This window comes from Blautia parvula, assembly GCF_020215665.1.
Classification (GTDB): domain Bacteria; phylum Bacillota; class Clostridia; order Lachnospirales; family Lachnospiraceae; genus Blautia; species Blautia celeris.
Genome location: NZ_CP084061.1, coordinates 3,714,762 through 3,730,677, shown reverse-complemented (window position 1 = coordinate 3,730,677; position 15,916 = coordinate 3,714,762). Strand labels below are relative to the sequence as shown.

At 47.7% G+C, this 15,916-nt stretch carries 14 protein-coding genes; 11 read left to right on the top strand and 3 right to left on the bottom strand.

The genetic code is table 11. The features are described 5' to 3' along the window. Positions 1-75: 75 nt before the first annotated feature. The gene (locus LC508_RS17110; RefSeq protein WP_181014395.1) at positions 76-1,338 is read left to right on the top strand and encodes a M20 family metallopeptidase; all 1,263 of its coding nucleotides are present in this window, start codon (positions 76-78) and stop codon (positions 1,336-1,338) included. Between the two features lie 862 nt (positions 1,339-2,200). Here the strand turns inward: LC508_RS17110 and LC508_RS17105 are convergent. Continuing rightward, on the bottom strand, positions 2,201-3,064 hold the full coding sequence (locus LC508_RS17105) for an AraC family transcriptional regulator (RefSeq protein ID WP_054351781.1): 864 nt from the start codon (positions 3,062-3,064) through the stop codon (positions 2,201-2,203). A gap of 351 nt (positions 3,065-3,415) precedes the next feature. Here LC508_RS17105 and LC508_RS17100 point away from each other — a divergent pair, with 351 nt between their 5' ends. The 10 genes from LC508_RS17100 (at position 3,416) to LC508_RS17055 (ending at position 13,626) form a co-directional block, all read left to right on the top strand. Further along, a complete protein-coding gene (locus LC508_RS17100; protein WP_033139649.1) occupies positions 3,416-3,868 on the top strand; it encodes a VOC family protein in 453 nt (150 codons plus the stop codon). A gap of 33 nt (positions 3,869-3,901) precedes the next feature. Continuing rightward, positions 3,902-5,356, top strand: coding sequence for an extracellular solute-binding protein (locus LC508_RS17095; protein ID WP_103731146.1), 1,455 nt, complete (start codon positions 3,902-3,904; stop codon positions 5,354-5,356). Between the two features lie 84 nt (positions 5,357-5,440). Next, complete coding sequence (locus LC508_RS17090; RefSeq protein ID WP_103731147.1) at positions 5,441-6,298, top strand: carbohydrate ABC transporter permease; 858 nt, start codon at positions 5,441-5,443, stop codon at positions 6,296-6,298. A gap of 12 nt (positions 6,299-6,310) precedes the next feature. Continuing rightward, positions 6,311-7,195 (top strand): carbohydrate ABC transporter permease, encoded by an 885-nt coding sequence (locus LC508_RS17085; protein WP_103731148.1) that lies wholly within the window; start codon positions 6,311-6,313, stop codon positions 7,193-7,195. A gap of 8 nt (positions 7,196-7,203) precedes the next feature. Beyond that, entirely contained in the window at positions 7,204-7,938 is a 735-nt protein-coding gene (locus tag LC508_RS17080; protein WP_103731149.1) for an SDR family NAD(P)-dependent oxidoreductase, read from the top strand. Between the two features lie 25 nt (positions 7,939-7,963). After that, positions 7,964-9,115, top strand: a complete 1,152-nt coding sequence (locus LC508_RS17075) for a Gfo/Idh/MocA family protein (RefSeq protein ID WP_103731150.1) — start codon at positions 7,964-7,966, stop codon at positions 9,113-9,115. 29 nt (positions 9,116-9,144) lie between these two features. Further along, complete coding sequence (locus tag LC508_RS17070; RefSeq protein ID WP_033139654.1) at positions 9,145-9,615, top strand: VOC family protein; 471 nt, start codon at positions 9,145-9,147, stop codon at positions 9,613-9,615. Between the two features lie 16 nt (positions 9,616-9,631). After that, a complete protein-coding gene (locus tag LC508_RS17065) occupies positions 9,632-10,465 on the top strand; it encodes a sugar phosphate isomerase/epimerase family protein (RefSeq protein ID WP_054351784.1) in 834 nt (277 codons plus the stop codon). Positions 10,466-10,617: 152 nt separating this feature from the next. Further along, positions 10,618-11,973, top strand: coding sequence for a GH1 family beta-glucosidase (locus tag LC508_RS17060; RefSeq protein WP_103731151.1), 1,356 nt, complete (start codon positions 10,618-10,620; stop codon positions 11,971-11,973). 186 nt (positions 11,974-12,159) lie between these two features. After that, positions 12,160-13,626, top strand: coding sequence for an alpha/beta hydrolase (locus LC508_RS17055; protein WP_103731152.1), 1,467 nt, complete (start codon positions 12,160-12,162; stop codon positions 13,624-13,626). An 89-nt stretch (positions 13,627-13,715) separates the two neighbouring features. Here LC508_RS17055 and LC508_RS17050 read toward each other — a convergent pair whose 3' ends face one another. After that, on the bottom strand, positions 13,716-15,029 hold the full coding sequence (locus tag LC508_RS17050; protein WP_103731153.1) for an FtsX-like permease family protein: 1,314 nt from the start codon (positions 15,027-15,029) through the stop codon (positions 13,716-13,718). Beyond that, the gene (locus LC508_RS17045) at positions 15,019-15,786 is read right to left on the bottom strand and encodes an ABC transporter ATP-binding protein (RefSeq protein WP_103731154.1); all 768 of its coding nucleotides are present in this window, start codon (positions 15,784-15,786) and stop codon (positions 15,019-15,021) included. The genes LC508_RS17050 and LC508_RS17045 overlap by 11 nt, the downstream gene beginning before the upstream one ends. Between the last annotated feature and the right edge of the window lie 130 nt (positions 15,787-15,916).

Here is a 15,916-nt window from a genome sequence, read left to right as displayed (position 1 = left end):
AATGGATATTATTTGACAGCAGTGGTTTGGCAAATGAGCCGGATTACTGCATTTGACAAGAAAGTGTGAGCGAAAATGAGTAATATTACAAGAGCAGAGATCCTGAAACTGGCTGAAAGCCAGACAGATGATTTTATTAAACTGGTTTCTGACCTGATCCGGATCCCAAGTGAAAATCCTACAGGAACACAGAGAGAAGTTGTAGACTTTGTTAAGAATTACCTGAAAGACGCAGGGATTGACAGCGAGGAAGTTGCTGCGCATCCTGATTTCCCGTGTGTACTTGCGAAAATCGGCAAAGAGGACGGCTTCAGCGTGATCTTAAACGGACATGTGGACGTGGTTCCTGCCGGCGACAGAGAACAGTGGGACTTTGATCCCTTCTCCGGTGAAGTGACAGACAAGCTGATTCTGGGAAGAGGAACTTCTGACATGAAAGCCGGTGTGGCAGGCCTTCTGTTTGCCATGAAGATACTTACAGAGTCAGGTGCTCCTTTAAACGGAAATGTCCGTCTGCACATTGTATCCGATGAGGAGAGCGGCGGAGAATACGGTTCTAAATGGCTGTGTGAAAATGGCTATGCCAAGGATGCAAATGCCTGCCTGATCGCAGAGCCGACATCCAACAATACCATTGAAATCGGCCAGAAGGGTGGTCTGACCCTGATCATGAAGGCCTACGGCAAATCTGCACACGGAAGCCTGGGCGGATTCAAAGGGGAAAATGCCATCATCAAGCTTTCCAAGGTTCTGGATAAGCTGCAGGGTCTGACAAAGATTGAAGGCCATTTCAAGGACAGCCAGGCTCATGCCCTGGAGAACTCCAAGCTCATCGCGCAGCAGGAGATCGGCGAGCCGGGAATCGGTGAGGTGATCAGCCATGTTTCCGCCAATGTCGGCGTGATTCAGGGCGGAACACGCCCGAATATGGTTCCTGATTACTGTGAGGCGATCGTGGATGTACGTCTGCCTATCGGTGTGGACCATGAGGAGATTGAAGAGATGGTGCGCACTATCATCCGTGAGAGCGGTGAGACAGGCATTGAGTACGAAGCGCAGTGGAAGAGTGAAGGAAACTACACAGATGAGGATGCAGCCATTGTCCAGACAGTGAAGAAAAATGCAGAGGCACTGTGGGGAATCGACGTGATCCCGGCTTACCAGTGGGCATCCAGCGATGCCAGAGAGTACCGCGCACAGGGTATTCCAACCATTCAGTATGGTCCGTCCAATACGGAAGGTATTCATTCTTATAATGAGAATGTGGATATTGAGGATGCGGTGAATGCGGGAAGGATTTATATTCTGTCACTGTGTGATCTGATGGGAATTGAGTAAGTTGATATAAAAATATGAAAAACCGGAAAAAGGAATCTATTCCTTTTTCCGGTTGTTTTTTTGTGCAATGTCACAGATTGCCTGTACTTTGGAAAAGTGCTATAATGTAAAGACGGATAGCCGTGTTGCAGGGTGGGATGGCCTCTATTCTATAGAATGGAGGTGATGTCTATGAAAAATCATTTCGATTTTCAGGATATAATGACCTTTGGTCTGTTCCTATTGGCATTACTTACATTCATATTTATGTTTTGTAAGTAATCTACATAGAAAAACCACCCTGAAACTTTGACGGGTCGAAGGGTGGTCTTTCTATTCCCTATGATGGTCAACTCACCTTGTGGGCGGCTGTCCTTTATATTTTTAATATATCATGCATTCGCATATTTGTAAAGATATACTTTGCAATTTTTATCCGGGAAAAAAATTTACCTTTCTATACGAGTTCGGTGTAGATAAGATTTTCCTAAAGACCGGAAGATGGGACGTTAATCCTTCTTCCGGTTGCTTTTTGTGCAAAATTACAGATTGCTTATGCTATAAGTGGATGCTATAATGTAAAGACGGATAGCCGTGTTGCAGGGTGGGATGGCCTCTATTCTATAGAATGGAGGTGATGTCTATGAAAAATCATTTCGATTTTCAGGATATAATGACCTTTGGTCTGTTCCTATTGGCATTGCTTACATTCATATTTATGTTTTGTAAGTAATCTACATAGAAAAACCACCCTGAAACTTTGGCCAGTGAACGGGTGGTCTTTCTTCTCATCATAGTGGTCAACTCACCTTGTGGGCGGCTGTCCTTTATATTTTCAATATATCATGTATTTGCATGTTTGTAAAGACATACTTTGCAATTCCTATCCGGGAAAATGATCAAACATCTTCCTGAACTGGGACGGCGTGCAATTATTGATCTGTTTAAACGTTCTGTTAAAAGACGGCAGACTGGAAAACCCCGACTGCAGCGCAACATCCATAATGGACAGGTCCGGATTCTCCAGGAGTTCCGTTGCGCGTGATACCCGCAGGGATGTAATATATTCAGGCAGGGACATCTGGTAATATTCCTTGAAAATCCTTGAAAAATGGTATTTGCTGAATCCGGCAAAGGCAGCCAGGTCTTCCAGGCTGATCTGTTCGGTATAATGTTCTTTTATGTATTCTGTAACCGCATCGAATTTTCTGTCATATGCTTTCTGCTGCGGTGTTTTCTGGGCAGAGAGTGAATTCTTGATCTGATAATTATGTTCCCCTATCACAATGAAAAAATGGAGAAGTTCTTCATACAGACGCATTTCCTTGAAACTGATATCGCTGTAGAACAGTCCCTTGATCTTTATAAGTATTTCCAGCGGATTGTCGGAAAATGGTACGGCGTCCGTCACGTCAATGACAGGCTGGCAGCAGAGGAGTTGTCTGTGAATGATGAAATCATGGAGCTGCGGCAGCAGCATATTGGAAAACTGCAGAACCAGACAGGGTACCGTACTGTTTTTAGTCAGAGAGTGCAGGCTGCGGGGAGGTATCAGGGCAAACTGGTTTTCCGTGAGTGCATATGTTTCATTTCCAAGGGTGATAGACATGTCATTGGACAGCGGTGCCACAATCTCCATAAAACTGTGCCAGTGCATGGGAAAGTGGGAATAGTAATGTCCATAGGATACATTGATGGACATATCATGTTCAAAGTACATAGGTTCTGATAAATCGGCTTTGATCATAACAAATTACTCCTTATGATTTTAATTGTAAAAAAGCATAATAAAATATTGTAAATGATAATTAAATAGACAAATTTTAACAAACACACACAATAGATTCTTATACTAGATATTATAGGTTAAATATTGCGATAAATAAATGTGCATATTACACAAAAATGCCACGGTTAATGTGTGAGAATGTGCTAATTGCATATTGATAATTTGCATTACTTCAAAATATAAAGCAATAAATAGTGACTATATAGCAATAAATTAATAGAAAACACTCTGCTTCAATGCTATAGTAAACATATCGAAACCGAAGCGCGTGAAGGTTAAAACGAATACAAGCAAAGAAAGGATTTATTCATGGGAGTAATTGATGGCAAGACGATCTGCCAGGTAGCCCTGGTGGTGAAAGACCTGGAAAAGACAACAGAGGAGTACGCAAAACTTTTCGGCGTTCCGAAGCCGGAGATATTCCGGGTTCCCGAGGAATCCGTGGCACACACACAATTCAAGGGGATGCCCAGCAAAACAAGAGCAAAACTTGCGGTATTTAATCTGGGCCAGGTAGTTCTGGAGCTTACAGAGCCTGATGAGGAACCGAGTTCCTGGAAGGATTTCCTGGAGAAAAACGGGGACGGTATCCACCATATTGCGTTTATGACAGATGACAGAGATGCGGCAGTAAAATACTTTGAGGAAAACGATATGCCAATCCGCCATTACGGGGAATATGAGGGCGGGAATTACACAGTCTTTGACAGCAAAGAAAAACTGGGGACATTTGTACAGGTGAAATACGAACCGAAAAAATAAGGTATAGAGGGTAAAGCAGGAAAGGAGAAACGTATGAAGAAAAAATTAGTAGCAGCATTCTTAACGTTATGTATGGCAGCAGGTACACTGGCCGGATGCGGCGGAGACAGCAGCTCTGCATCGGGGGACACGTCCACCACGGGGACAGAGGAAAATAAGACGGAAGAAAAAGGGGAAACCACAGAGGCGCAGGAATCCGTAAAGATGTCTGCAGAGGAATTAAAGTCCATGGGGCTGGAGGCCGAGGATACGGATCTGACAGGTGAATTTACATATTGGTCGGCATTTACCGGGGATTCCCAGGTCTGGGACCAGAGCCGCGTGGATGCATTCAATGAATTATATAAAGATAAAGGCATCAAATGCAACGTACAGTTCGTACCTGACGGCGCAGGCATTAACAACGGCAAGCTCCTCTCTGCGATCGCCGGAGGCCAGGCACCTGACCTGGTAATATGCGATAATGCGACAGCGGCATATTCCTATGCGGCCAACGGCAGCTTTGAGATGCTTGAGCCTTATCTGGAACAGGTAAACCTGAATGTGGACAACTTCTTTGACGGCTGTAAGGATGTAATTTACTACAAGGATGAGCCATACCTGATTCCTCAGGATACGAATGTTATGCTTTTATACTACAATCCTGATATAGCAAAAGAAGCAGGGCTTGACCCGGAGAATCCGCCGAAGACCCTGGACGAATTAGATCAGTGGGCGGAGGCCATGACCATTCAGAACGACGACGGAAGCTATGCCAGATTTGGTCTGATCCCGTGGCTGGATCTGAAGGATGACGCGTTTACCCTTCCCTTCTTCTTCGGAGCTGATGTGTATGATGCGGATACAAACAAATTAAACCTTACCTCCCCGCAGATGGTATCCTGTATGGAATGGCTGCAGTCCTACGGCGAGAAATATGATCCGGAAAGGATTTCCTCCTTCACCTCAGGTCTTGGCGGAATGTTCTCACCTGACCATGCTTTTATGACAGGAAAAGTCGGCATGACTATCACAGGCAACTGGTTCTCCAATGCACTGCGTGTGTACGCTCCTGATGTAAACTATGAAGTATGCGCAGTTCCGGTACCGGAAGGCGGACGTGCGGACAGCACCACATTCCAGACAAATGTGTTTGCGGTTCCGAAAGGTTCCCAGAATCCTGAACTGGCAGCACTGTTTATCAAATTCTGTATGTCAGGTGCAGTCAATGAGGATAACTTTGCACAGTGGAGAAGTATTCCCACAAGTGATGCTGAGTTTGACAATGTAAGTCTGACAAAAGACGGAGATGAAATGTATAAACTGGAGAGAGAACTTGCCAATTCACCGGAAAACGGAATCCCTGCACTCTGCTCCTGCTCCGCAGAACTTGCAAAAGCATTCGTAACGTTCCGTGAAGGTGTGATTTACGGTAATATTACGGACATTCAGGGTGAACTGCAGAAACTTCAGGATAAATATCAGACGGAACTGGATAACGCCGAATAGGCGGCATAAAATCCCGCGGGAATTCCCGTACAGCAGTTTTGCTGCTGTGCGGGGCACTCCTGCCGGGGAGAAAGGAGATTTGAGATGGCTAAACCACAGAGGAAGAGAAAACAAGGGAAAATTCCCAGCCTGGAAGTCATATTTCTGTATGCGTTTTTGATCGTCCTGGCGATTCTGTTTATTCTGCCCATATTTTATCTGTTTATGGGTTCCTTTAAGGCGGAGAGCGAACTGTTCCGCGTGCCCTTTAAATGGCTGCCGGATAAGTTCCAGTTCGGGAATTTTATCAACATGTTTTCGTCCATTCCCTTTTTTAAATATTTAAAGAACACAATGATCATCGTAGTATGTAATATTGTCGGTTCCCTGCTGTCCTGTTCCCTGGTGGCTTACGGTTTTGCCAGGCTGCGCTGGCCGGGACGTGACAAAGTGTTTATCCTGGTGCTGATCACGATGATCCTCCCTTATCAGGTTACACTGGTTCCTCTGTTCCTGATGTTCACGAAAATGAAGTGGATCGGAACCTTCCTTCCTCTTACGGTTACCTGCTTTTTTGGAAATCCGTTCTTCATCTTTCTGCTGCGCCAGTTCTTCACAGGGATTCCTCAGGATATCTCAGAGGCTGCCAGAATAGACGGGGCAGGGGAGTTTACCATTTTTTCAAAGCTGGTCATTCCTATGGCTAAGCCGGCACTGACAACGGTTGCGATCTTTGCATTTATCCGCTCCTGGAATGACTTCCTGGGACCTCTGGTATTTCTTGGTAAGGATGAGCTTTATACACTCTCCCTGGCAGCTTCCATGCTGAAATCCAATCTGGACCCCAACTGGAGTCTGCTGCTGGCACTGGGCGCTGTGATGATACTTCCTGTACTCATTCTTTTCTTTGTGATGCAGAAGTATTTTATCCAGGGTATCGCAATGTCGGGAATCAAAGGTTAAGGAGGCGGAACAATGAAGAAAATGAATATGAGAAAAAAAGAAGCCATTCATGGTCTGCTGTTCGTCTCTCCGTGGATCATCGGTTTTCTGGTGTTTACCTTGTACCCGATCTGCTCCTCCCTGTACTATTCCCTGTGTGATTATCAGGTCATCAAGGACCCTGTTTTCATCGGACTCGGAAATTATAAGGCACTGTTTCAGGACAAGACATTTTTAAAGGCATTGAGCAATACCGTGTATATGGTTATCTTCGGAGTACCGATTACCACATTCATTGCGGTGGCAGTGTCTATTATCCTCAACAATAAGAAGTTAAAATATACCGGTCCTTTCCGTGTGATCTTCTTTATCCCCACACTGGTGCCCACAGTAGTAGCATGTCTTCTGTGGATCTGGGTTATGCAGCCGGATACAGGTATTGTCAACCGTCTGCTGGGATACATTGGCATCCAGGGGCCGGGATGGCTTTCCAGCATGTTCTGGTCAAAGCCGGCTTTGATCATCATGATGGTGTGGACCTGCGGCAATGCCATCATCATCTATCTGGCAGGACTGCAGGATATACCGGACAGCCTTTATGAGTCAGCGGCCCTGGACGGGGCAGGATTTTTCCGCCAGACTATGTCCGTTACCATACCGCTTCTGCGCTCCACTATTCTGTATAATGTGGTGACGCTGATCATTGCCGTGTTCCAGTGGTTTGCAGAGCCGTACATAATGACCAGCGGCGGGCCGGACAATCAGACCATGTTCTATTCCCTGTATTTGTATCAGAACGCGTTCTCTTACTTTAAGATGGGATATGCGTCCGCAATGGCCTGGATTCTGCTGTTGATCGCACTGGCGATCATCCTGGTGCTGTTCAAGGTCTTCCGGTTCGGAGAGTCAGATTATTAGGAGGCAATATGATTGGATTAGTGACTGGCGCCAACCGGGGGTTGGGCTATGAGATGATAAAAGAAGGGCTGCGCCGCGGCCACACCATGCTGGCAGCCTGCAGAAATACCGGAGATGAGAACTCTGTCGGCGGTCTGCTGAAATTAGAAGAGCAATATCCGGGCAGCCTGAAAATCCTGGAGATGGATGTCACGGACCGGGAAATGACAGAGAAAGCAGCATTACAGGTGCAGCAGGAATTCGGACATATAGATTTCCTTGTGAATAACGCAGGGGTATTGTTTGAAAAAATGGTGATGCCCGGAGATGCCATTGCTGACCTGGATGTGGAGAAGTTCAGAAAAACACTGGATGTAAATGTGACAGGCACTGCCATAGTGCTGAAATACTTTATCCGCCTGCTGTATGCATCCGAAGATGCCTGTATCATGAACATTACATCTGAGGCAGGGCATCTGAGTCCTCAGGGCTACAACTATCTGGCATATTCTGTGTCAAAGCATGCGGCAAATATGTACACCCAGAAGGTACGGAACTATCTGGCAGAGGAGCAGACAGACCGGCATATGCGGATCTACATGATTCATCCGGGCCGTATGGACACCATTATGGGAAAAGAAAATGCCCAGATTCCGCCTTCCGAGTCAGCAGCAGGACTGTATGACATTCTGGACAGGAAGAAACAGATACCGGATATGGATGTCCCCTTCATCAATTACAGGGGTGAGCCAATGCCGTACTGAGGTGCAAGATCGTGAGGAAGCGAATATGAGAAATGTAAATGTGGGAATACTCGGATGCGGAGTCATCAGCAATACCTATATCCGGGATATCAAGCGTTTTTATCCCTCCCTGTATCTGGCAGTCTGCGCGGATGTGAATGTGGAGCTGGCAAAGAGCCATGCGGAGAAGTATCGGATACCTGTAGGCTGCTCTGTGGAGGAGATGCTTGCCATGGAGGAAGTGGAGCTGGTGGTGAACCTGACTCCGCCGCAGTTTCATACGGAGCTGAATAAGAAAATTCTGCTGGCAGGAAAGCATGTGTTCTGTGAGAAACCATTTGCACCAACAGTTGCCGGGGCCAGGGAGGTCATGGCGCTGGCGGATGAAAAAGGACTTCTGGTGGGCAGTGCTCCGGATACTTTTCTGGGGTCTTCCCTGCAGACATGCAGGAAAATACTAGATGACGGATGGATTGGGCGGCCTCTCTATGTGACTGCCAATATGATGTCAAACGGTGTGGAGACCTGGCACCCGGCACCCGGTAATTTTTACCGGCAGGGAGCAGGGCCTCTGTATGATATGGGACCGTATTATTTTACGGCACTGGCCGCACTGCTTGGACCGGTAAAACGCGTCAGCGCATTTTCCGGCACCGGCTTTCCCGTCAGGCAGATATACACCGGGCCGCTGAAAGGGCAGGAGATACAGGTGGAGACGCCTACCCATTATTCGGGTACCGCGGAGCTTGCGTCCGGGGTGATCGTGAGTATGAATATCAGTTTTGACATCTGGCATTCCAATCTGCCCATGTTTGAGATATACGGGACGGAGGGAACACTGGAGGTGCCGGACCCCAATATGTCCGGCGGCAGACCAAAGGTCTACAGAAAAGAAAGGACTCTGGATGTGCTGTATGATGACAGTGAAGAGACAAAGGCCAGGCAGAATATCAGCGTGGAGCTGCCCGAGCTGTATCCCCATATAGGTGAGTATACCAGGGGAATCGGTGTACTGGATCTGGCAGATTCCATAGTCAGCGGCAGAAAGCCCAGAGTAAATGCAGAGATGGCCTGCCATGTGATCGAGGCCATCACAGGCATGATGGAATCAGCACGTGATAAAAAAGTATATGAAATGAAAACTGCCTGCGAGAGACCGGAGCCTGTGAAGACCGGAACACCGGTGGGAAGAATATAAAACAAAAAAGGTAAAGTGAGGAAAGAATTATGAATGGAGTAGTAGGTACAGATTTAGTTTGTCAGGTTGGGTTTATTGTAAAGGACATCAACGCCACGAAAAAGAAATGGGCAGAGTTTTTAGGCGTTGAGGAGCCGGAGGCAGCACTCTGCGGAGAATATGAGACCACACAGACAGAATTTAAGGGCCAGCCTGCACCGGAGGCCAACAGTTATCTTGCATTTTTTGATGTGGGACCGGGACTGCAGCTTGAACTGATCCAGCCAAATGAAGCACCCTCCACATGGAGGAATTACCTGAACGAACACGGTGAGGGCATCCACCATGTGGCATTCAATATCAAAGGAATGAAAATGCCGGAAGCGGTAAAACGCTGCGAGGATTTTGGCATGGTTCTGGAGCAGAAGGGCGAATACGGCGATGCCAGCGGAAGATATACTTACATGAACGCTTATAAAGACTTGAAATGTATCGTAGAACTGCTGGAGAGCGACAGATAATCGGGAGGAAATGCGGATGAGACTGGGATTATCCAGCCCTCTGGAGCATAAAAGTCCATGGGAATGGGCTGAAAAAATGCACCGGATGGGATGTACTTCTGTGAATTTTCCTGTGGACTATACCTGTGACCGGGCACTTTTGGAACAATACACGGAGGCTGCCAAAGAGTACGGACTGATGATCGCGGAGGTGGGAGCCTGGTGCAACCCCATTTCCCCGGATGACAAGGTCAGGGAGGCAGCATTTACAAGATGTGTGGAACAGTTAAAGCTGGCAGATAAGATTGGCGCCAGATGCTGTGTAAACGTCTCCGGTTCCAGAGGAGAGCGGTGGGACGGTCCCTATAAGGAGAATCTGACAAAGGATACCTGGGAACTGGTGGTGAAGAGCATCCGGGATATTATAGATGCGGCAGATCCGAAAAATACCTATTATACGATTGAGCCGATGCCCTGGATGTACCCTATGGGTCCGGATGAATACTTAAAGCTGATTCACGATGTGGACAGAGAGCGCTTTGCCGTGCATATGGATGTGTTCAACTGGATCACAACACCCGAACGGTATTTTTACCACGAAGAGTTTATGGAGGAGTGTTTCCGTAAGCTTGGGCCGTACATCAGGAGCTGTCATTTGAAGGATGTGGCGCTTGGACAGGAGTTTACCCTTCAGTTCAGGGAAACTGCCTGCGGCAGAGGCGGTTTGAATCTGGAGAAGTACGCCGGCCTTGCGCGTAAGGCGGACCCGGATATGCCGCTGATCATTGAACACCTGGATGGAGACGAGGCTTATCTGGAAAGTCTTTCCTATGTAAAGCTGCGTTTTGGACGGGCAGGGATAGAAATATAAACATAAAGACCAAGCGGGTACGGAAGTTAAATACTGCCGACGCTTTGGCGCAGGAGTCCGGTTTTCCGGACTCTTTTTCTACTGACAGTTGTAAACAGAGGGTTTTTCACTTAAAATGGAAGTATATAACAGCATATACAGGAGGATATTTTATGGGATTTCCAGAGAGTTTTTTATGGGGTACAGCAACCGCTTCTTACCAGATAGAGGGCGGTGCATTTGAAGACGGCAGGGGGTACACGGTATGGGATGATTTCTGCAGGACTCCGGGCAAAGTCTTCTCCATGCATAACGGAGATGTGGCCTGTGACCATTATCACCGCTACAAGGAGGACGTAAAGATGATGGCGGATATGGGAATCCGGGCATACCGTTTTTCGATTGCATGGTCCAGGATCCTGCCGGAGGGAAGAGGAGAGGTTAATCAGAGCGGGATAGACTTCTACAACGCATTGATCGATGAGCTTTTAAAGTACAATATTAAACCCTGCCTGACACTGTTTCACTGGGATCTGCCCTTTGCCCTGCACCGGATGGGCGGCTGGCAGAACCCGGAAATCGTCAATTGGTTTGCAGAGTATGCGGCAGTGGCGGCCAGGGCATTCGGTGACAGGGTCAAATTCTTCATGACCTTCAATGAACCGCAGTGTTTTGTCGGTCTGGGGCACGTGAGCGGAGAACACGCTCCCGGCAACATTATGTCCCGCCGCAGTGTACTGGAAATGGCCCACCATGTGATGATGGCACATGGCAAGGCTGTACAGGCCATCAGAAGCCTGGTGCCGGATGCGCAGATCGGATATGCGCCTACCTCCAATCCGGTGATTCCCGCGTCGGACACCCTGGAGGATATTGAGGCTGCACGGAGAGCTTATTTCGCGGTGGAGGATAAACCGGATTATATGTGGTCCGTGAGCTGGTGGAGTGACCCGGTCATGCTGGGCAGATATCCGGAGGATGGGCTGAAACTTTTTGAGAAGGATATGCCGGAATTTAAACCGGAGGACCTGGAACTGATGCATCAGCCGCTGGATTTCTACGGACAGAATATTTACAATGGATACAGGGTAAAAAGTGATAAAAAGGGCGGATGGGAGACTGTGGAGCGCCCTGTAGGCTACCCCAGGACAGGCAATGGATGGCCTGTGGTTCCGGAGTCTCTTTACTGGGGCCCGCGGTTTTTGTATGAGCGCTACCGGAAGCCTATCGTCATCACAGAAAACGGATGCTGCTGTGCGGATGTGGTGTCCCTGGACGGTAAGGTCCATGATCCGGGCCGGATTGATTTTTACCATAGATATCTGCGGGAACTTGGGCGCGCCATAGAGGATGGAGTGAGGGTGGATGCTTATTTTGCCTGGTCCGTGATTGATAACTTTGAGTGGGCAAAGGGATATTCCGACAGGTTTGGTATGGTTTACGTGGATTTTGAGACACAGGAACGTATATTAAAGGATTCTGCAAACTGGTATGCAGAAGTAATCAGGAATAACGGTGCAAATCTGTAGGGAGAACTGCCAATAATTTAGTGAACAGAGGGTACAGAAAATGTGAGCCTCTGCCGGCACGGATTACAGCAGCTTACGTTATTCTCTGTTTTCTGTACCTTGTGTTAAGGCAGTTGTGATTTTGGGACCGTGTGATATAGTGAAGCCAACAAAGAAAATAACAGACAGTGGTAAGGAGGTTTCGCTATGAAAAAGAAAATGATCATAACCATTCTGGGTATTGCTCTTATGGCGGCGCTTGCAGGCTGTTCCGGCAAGGGCAATGAGAAAGACAAAGGCACAGAGGAAAAGGAAGAGAATACACAGAAGGAAGACAGTACTGCAGAAAAAGAGGACGGAGCATCCGGCGGGAACAGTTCCGGGGATGAGAAAGAAGGGGCTGCAGAGAGTCAGGATAAAGCAGATGCCCGGACGGATGATCAGAAGCTTTTGGAGACTGCCGAGGCATTTGTGAAGGATTTAATTGCAGGCAGTGAAGAGAATATCAAGGGCAATTATGAATACACGGATCAGATGAAAGCTGCTGTGGATAGTGGTCAGATTCTTTCTGCTTTTCAGAGTACCCTGGATGCAGTGGGCGAACTGAAAGAGGTTCAGCCTGCATGGGAGTCGGAACCGCAGGCCGGTTATAATACAATTCAGGTTCCCTGCGATTTTACCGTACAGCCGCTGAATATGGTAATATCCGTGCTGGACGGCAGGATAGGAGGCGTCCATACAGGTGCGTATCAGGAACAGAAAGAAGCGGTATCCATACCGGAAAATGTGACGGAGACAGATATGGATCTGAGTATAGCGGGAGGACGCACGCTGCCCGGAACATTTGCGGCACCTAAAAATCTGAAAGAATATCCCGCTGTGGTATTCGTACACGGCTCAGGCAGCGGCGACAGGAATGAGGCGCTTGGGCAGATCAAGCCATTTCAGGATTTGGCATGGGGACTTGCCGAGAGAGGAATCGCCTCATACCGTTATGATAAGATTTCTTATGTGTATGGAAAGGAATTAGCAGAGGATAAAGATTTTACCGTATACGATGAGACGGTAAATGACGCTGCAGCGGCAGTTAAGATGCTGCGTGAACAGGAAGGCGTTTCAAAGGTATATGTGGTTGGCCACAGCCAGGGCGCCCAGATGATGGGGGCAATCGCAAAGGAAGGCCAGCCGGACGGCTGTATCATGATGGCCGGACCGGCAAGAGGGTTTGCGGATACCCTGGAAAGGCAGTATAAGTTTCTTCAAAGCCTGAACTCTGAGCCGACCGAGCAGGAGAAGGCAGCTTTTGAACAGGGGCTTGCAGCAGTGGAACAGATGAGGAATATAGATTCTCTGCCCGAGGATGAGAGGATCATGGGCCAGAACCAGACTTATATTAAGAGTCTCCTGGACTATGATGCCGTAAAGGAAGCGGCAGACATAACCGTTCCTGTGCTTGTCCTGCAGGGTGAGGAAGACTATCAGGTGACCATGGATGATTTTCAGATATGGAAAGAAAATTATGAGGGCAGTGATAACTGGAAGTTTGTGTCCTTCCCGGGACTTACCCATCTATTTACAGAAGGCAGATATGACGACGGCCCTGCCAGCTATCAGGGAACAAAACATGTCCCCGATGATGTGACAGAGACCATCGCTGCATTTATCAATCAATAAAACAGTATCCCGGAGCTTTGCCGGGCATGGATACGGAGCAGCCTGTTCCGTATTCCTGCCGGCGAACCCCGGGATTTCTAATGTTGTTCCTAAGAAATATTCTTTATATTTGTATGGTAAACCAGATAAAAATACAGGAGATAAAGCAGGGTAAAGCAGATCAGAAACCCCACAGCCCCCTGAAGCACCAGATGCGGTGTCCTCAAAGCGAGGGTTAATTTATGGTCAGACAGCAGAACGGCAGGCAGCATCAGAATGGCCCAGGGAATGAGCGGGATGGAAAATTTCAGACAGATCTGCAGGGCCATAAGTCTTGTCACCTGGAGCCGGTTTTTTCCCAGATACTGCAGAACCTGCAGCCCATGAGCCTCTTTGCGGATGCTTACGATCTGCTGCACAGACAGAACGGAAAAATAGATGACAATAAAAGCAGAGCACATGCAGATCTGAAGAAATCCCATCCATCTCTGTGAGACCGCATCCATAACTGCATCCTTGGCCTGCAGCATGACCCATCCGCATAGAAAAGAGGAAAAGGAGAAAAGCAGACAGGTGCAGAGGACACTGTTTATAAGGATATCGGATCTGCTGTCTGAAAGCAGCAGGGCTGCGGTGTAAAGCCGGTTTTTGTGGTACAGGTGTTCATTTTTCTGCTGTCGGTATTTATTGCCGTTTATATAGGACGCCTTATAAAAAGAAAAGACGAAAAACAGCATAACCGGAGCGATGCAGGAAACGAACGCCATACCTTCATTTCCCGGAAGAAAGGCAATGGCAGACACGAGAGAGCAGAAAAGAAGAAAGCTGATAAGCGAAGCTGCCGGCCATATTCTGCTGAAACGGGTGACAGAGGCCTGCCGGTTCTTCTTTTGAACGGTCATAAGCTGGATGATTTCCAGACGGCTGATAATCCTCCGGCAGTTCAGGAGGGACAGAACCTGTATGGCCATAAAGTAAAAACCGGTCTGTGCAGCAGCCTGCAAAATCAGGATAAGGTTTATCTGTGATCTGTCAAGGAAACGGGAAAAGGGGAGGGAAAGCCCATAGTATAACAGTATTCCAACAGCAAGTCCCAATATAAAACAGAGCAGTCCGAGAAACAAAAATTCTGTAAAGTACATCCAGGACAATCTGTTTTTTTCCATTCCCATCAGAGCATAGGCAGCAAACTCCCGTGCTCTCTGGTTCAGAATAAAGCGATTCATGTAATTCAGCAGAAGGAGGATAATGACTGTTATGATGAGCGGCAGAGAACTCGTCTCAAAGCCTGCCTCCATTTTTCCCGCAGCGGCAGTGAGGTCGGACAACATCATGACCCCGATCAAAATAGTAAGCGTAGTCATATAGATCAGATAATCATGGCCCGAACGCCTGGCGTTTCGGAGAGCAAGTCTAAGATACATATCCGGAATCCCCCATTACTTTTGCAGTGGTATTTAATATTTCCATAAAATAACCCCATTGGTCCTGTTTTTGGTGTGCCAGGGAATGGACAATCTTCCCATCCTTCATAAACAGAATCGTCTTGCAGTAGCTGGCTGAGAAGGCGTCATGGGTGACCATAAGGATTGTGGCGCCAAACTCCCTGTTAAGCATCACCAGGGTCTCCATCAGGTTCCTGGCAGAGTGGGAATCCAGGGCACCGGTAGGCTCATCAGCCAGTATGAGCCGGGGACTGGCAGCGACTGCCCTTGCACAGGCGCATCGCTGCCGCTGTCCGCCGGATACCTGGCAGGGGAACTTGTCCAGGATATCTTCTATTTCCAGTCTGGCTGCAGTCTCCAATGTGATTTTGGTGATCTCTGCTCGGGGAAGTTCTTTTATTGTGAGGGCAAGCGCTATATTTTCCCGCAGGGTCAGAGTGTCCAGCAGGTTATAATCCTGGAAAATGAATCCCAGATGCTCTCTGCGGAACTGTGCCATTTGGTTTGGGTGTATCTGGGAGAGGTCTGTACCGTCAAGTATGATCCGGCCGGAGGTGGTCCGGTCAATGGTGGAGATAAGGTTCAGCAGTGTGGATTTTCCGGAGCCGGAGGCCCCCATAACCCCTATAAAACTTCCCTCAGGTACAGAAAAACTGACATCGTCCACGGCCAGGGTCTTCAGGCCGTCGGCGGAGTATTCTTTTTTTACATGGTTTAATTCCAGTATATTTTTCAAAGAGGTTTCCTCATTTCATATGCGTGCGGATGCGGGTGCCATTTACTGTGATTCTTATATTTTAACATTCATTTCCAAAGAAGTCATGATTTATTTTGCTTGACAAGCTAGTGAATACTAGCTACAATGA

Excerpts from the sequence above, each read along its gene's own strand:
- LC508_RS17055 (WP_103731152.1), top strand. The coding sequence starts at position 12,160 with ATGAAAAAGAAAATGATCATAACCATTCTGGGTATTGCTCTTATGGCG.
- LC508_RS17085 (WP_103731148.1), top strand. The coding sequence starts at position 6,311 with ATGAAGAAAATGAATATGAGAAAAAAAGAAGCCATTCATGGTCTGCTG.
- LC508_RS17060 (WP_103731151.1), top strand. The coding sequence starts at position 10,618 with ATGGGATTTCCAGAGAGTTTTTTATGGGGTACAGCAACCGCTTCTTAC.
- LC508_RS17100 (WP_033139649.1), top strand. The coding sequence starts at position 3,416 with ATGGGAGTAATTGATGGCAAGACGATCTGCCAGGTAGCCCTGGTGGTG.
- LC508_RS17110 (WP_181014395.1), top strand. The coding sequence starts at position 76 with ATGAGTAATATTACAAGAGCAGAGATCCTGAAACTGGCTGAAAGCCAG.
- LC508_RS17065 (WP_054351784.1), top strand. The coding sequence starts at position 9,632 with ATGAGACTGGGATTATCCAGCCCTCTGGAGCATAAAAGTCCATGGGAA.
- LC508_RS17075 (WP_103731150.1), top strand. The coding sequence starts at position 7,964 with ATGAGAAATGTAAATGTGGGAATACTCGGATGCGGAGTCATCAGCAAT.
- LC508_RS17080 (WP_103731149.1), top strand. The coding sequence starts at position 7,204 with ATGATTGGATTAGTGACTGGCGCCAACCGGGGGTTGGGCTATGAGATG.
- LC508_RS17095 (WP_103731146.1), top strand. The coding sequence starts at position 3,902 with ATGAAGAAAAAATTAGTAGCAGCATTCTTAACGTTATGTATGGCAGCA.
- LC508_RS17070 (WP_033139654.1), top strand. The coding sequence starts at position 9,145 with ATGAATGGAGTAGTAGGTACAGATTTAGTTTGTCAGGTTGGGTTTATT.
- LC508_RS17090 (WP_103731147.1), top strand. The coding sequence starts at position 5,441 with ATGGCTAAACCACAGAGGAAGAGAAAACAAGGGAAAATTCCCAGCCTG.
- LC508_RS17105 (WP_054351781.1), bottom strand. The coding sequence starts at position 3,064 with ATGATCAAAGCCGATTTATCAGAACCTATGTACTTTGAACATGATATG.
- LC508_RS17050 (WP_103731153.1), bottom strand. The coding sequence starts at position 15,029 with ATGTATCTTAGACTTGCTCTCCGAAACGCCAGGCGTTCGGGCCATGAT.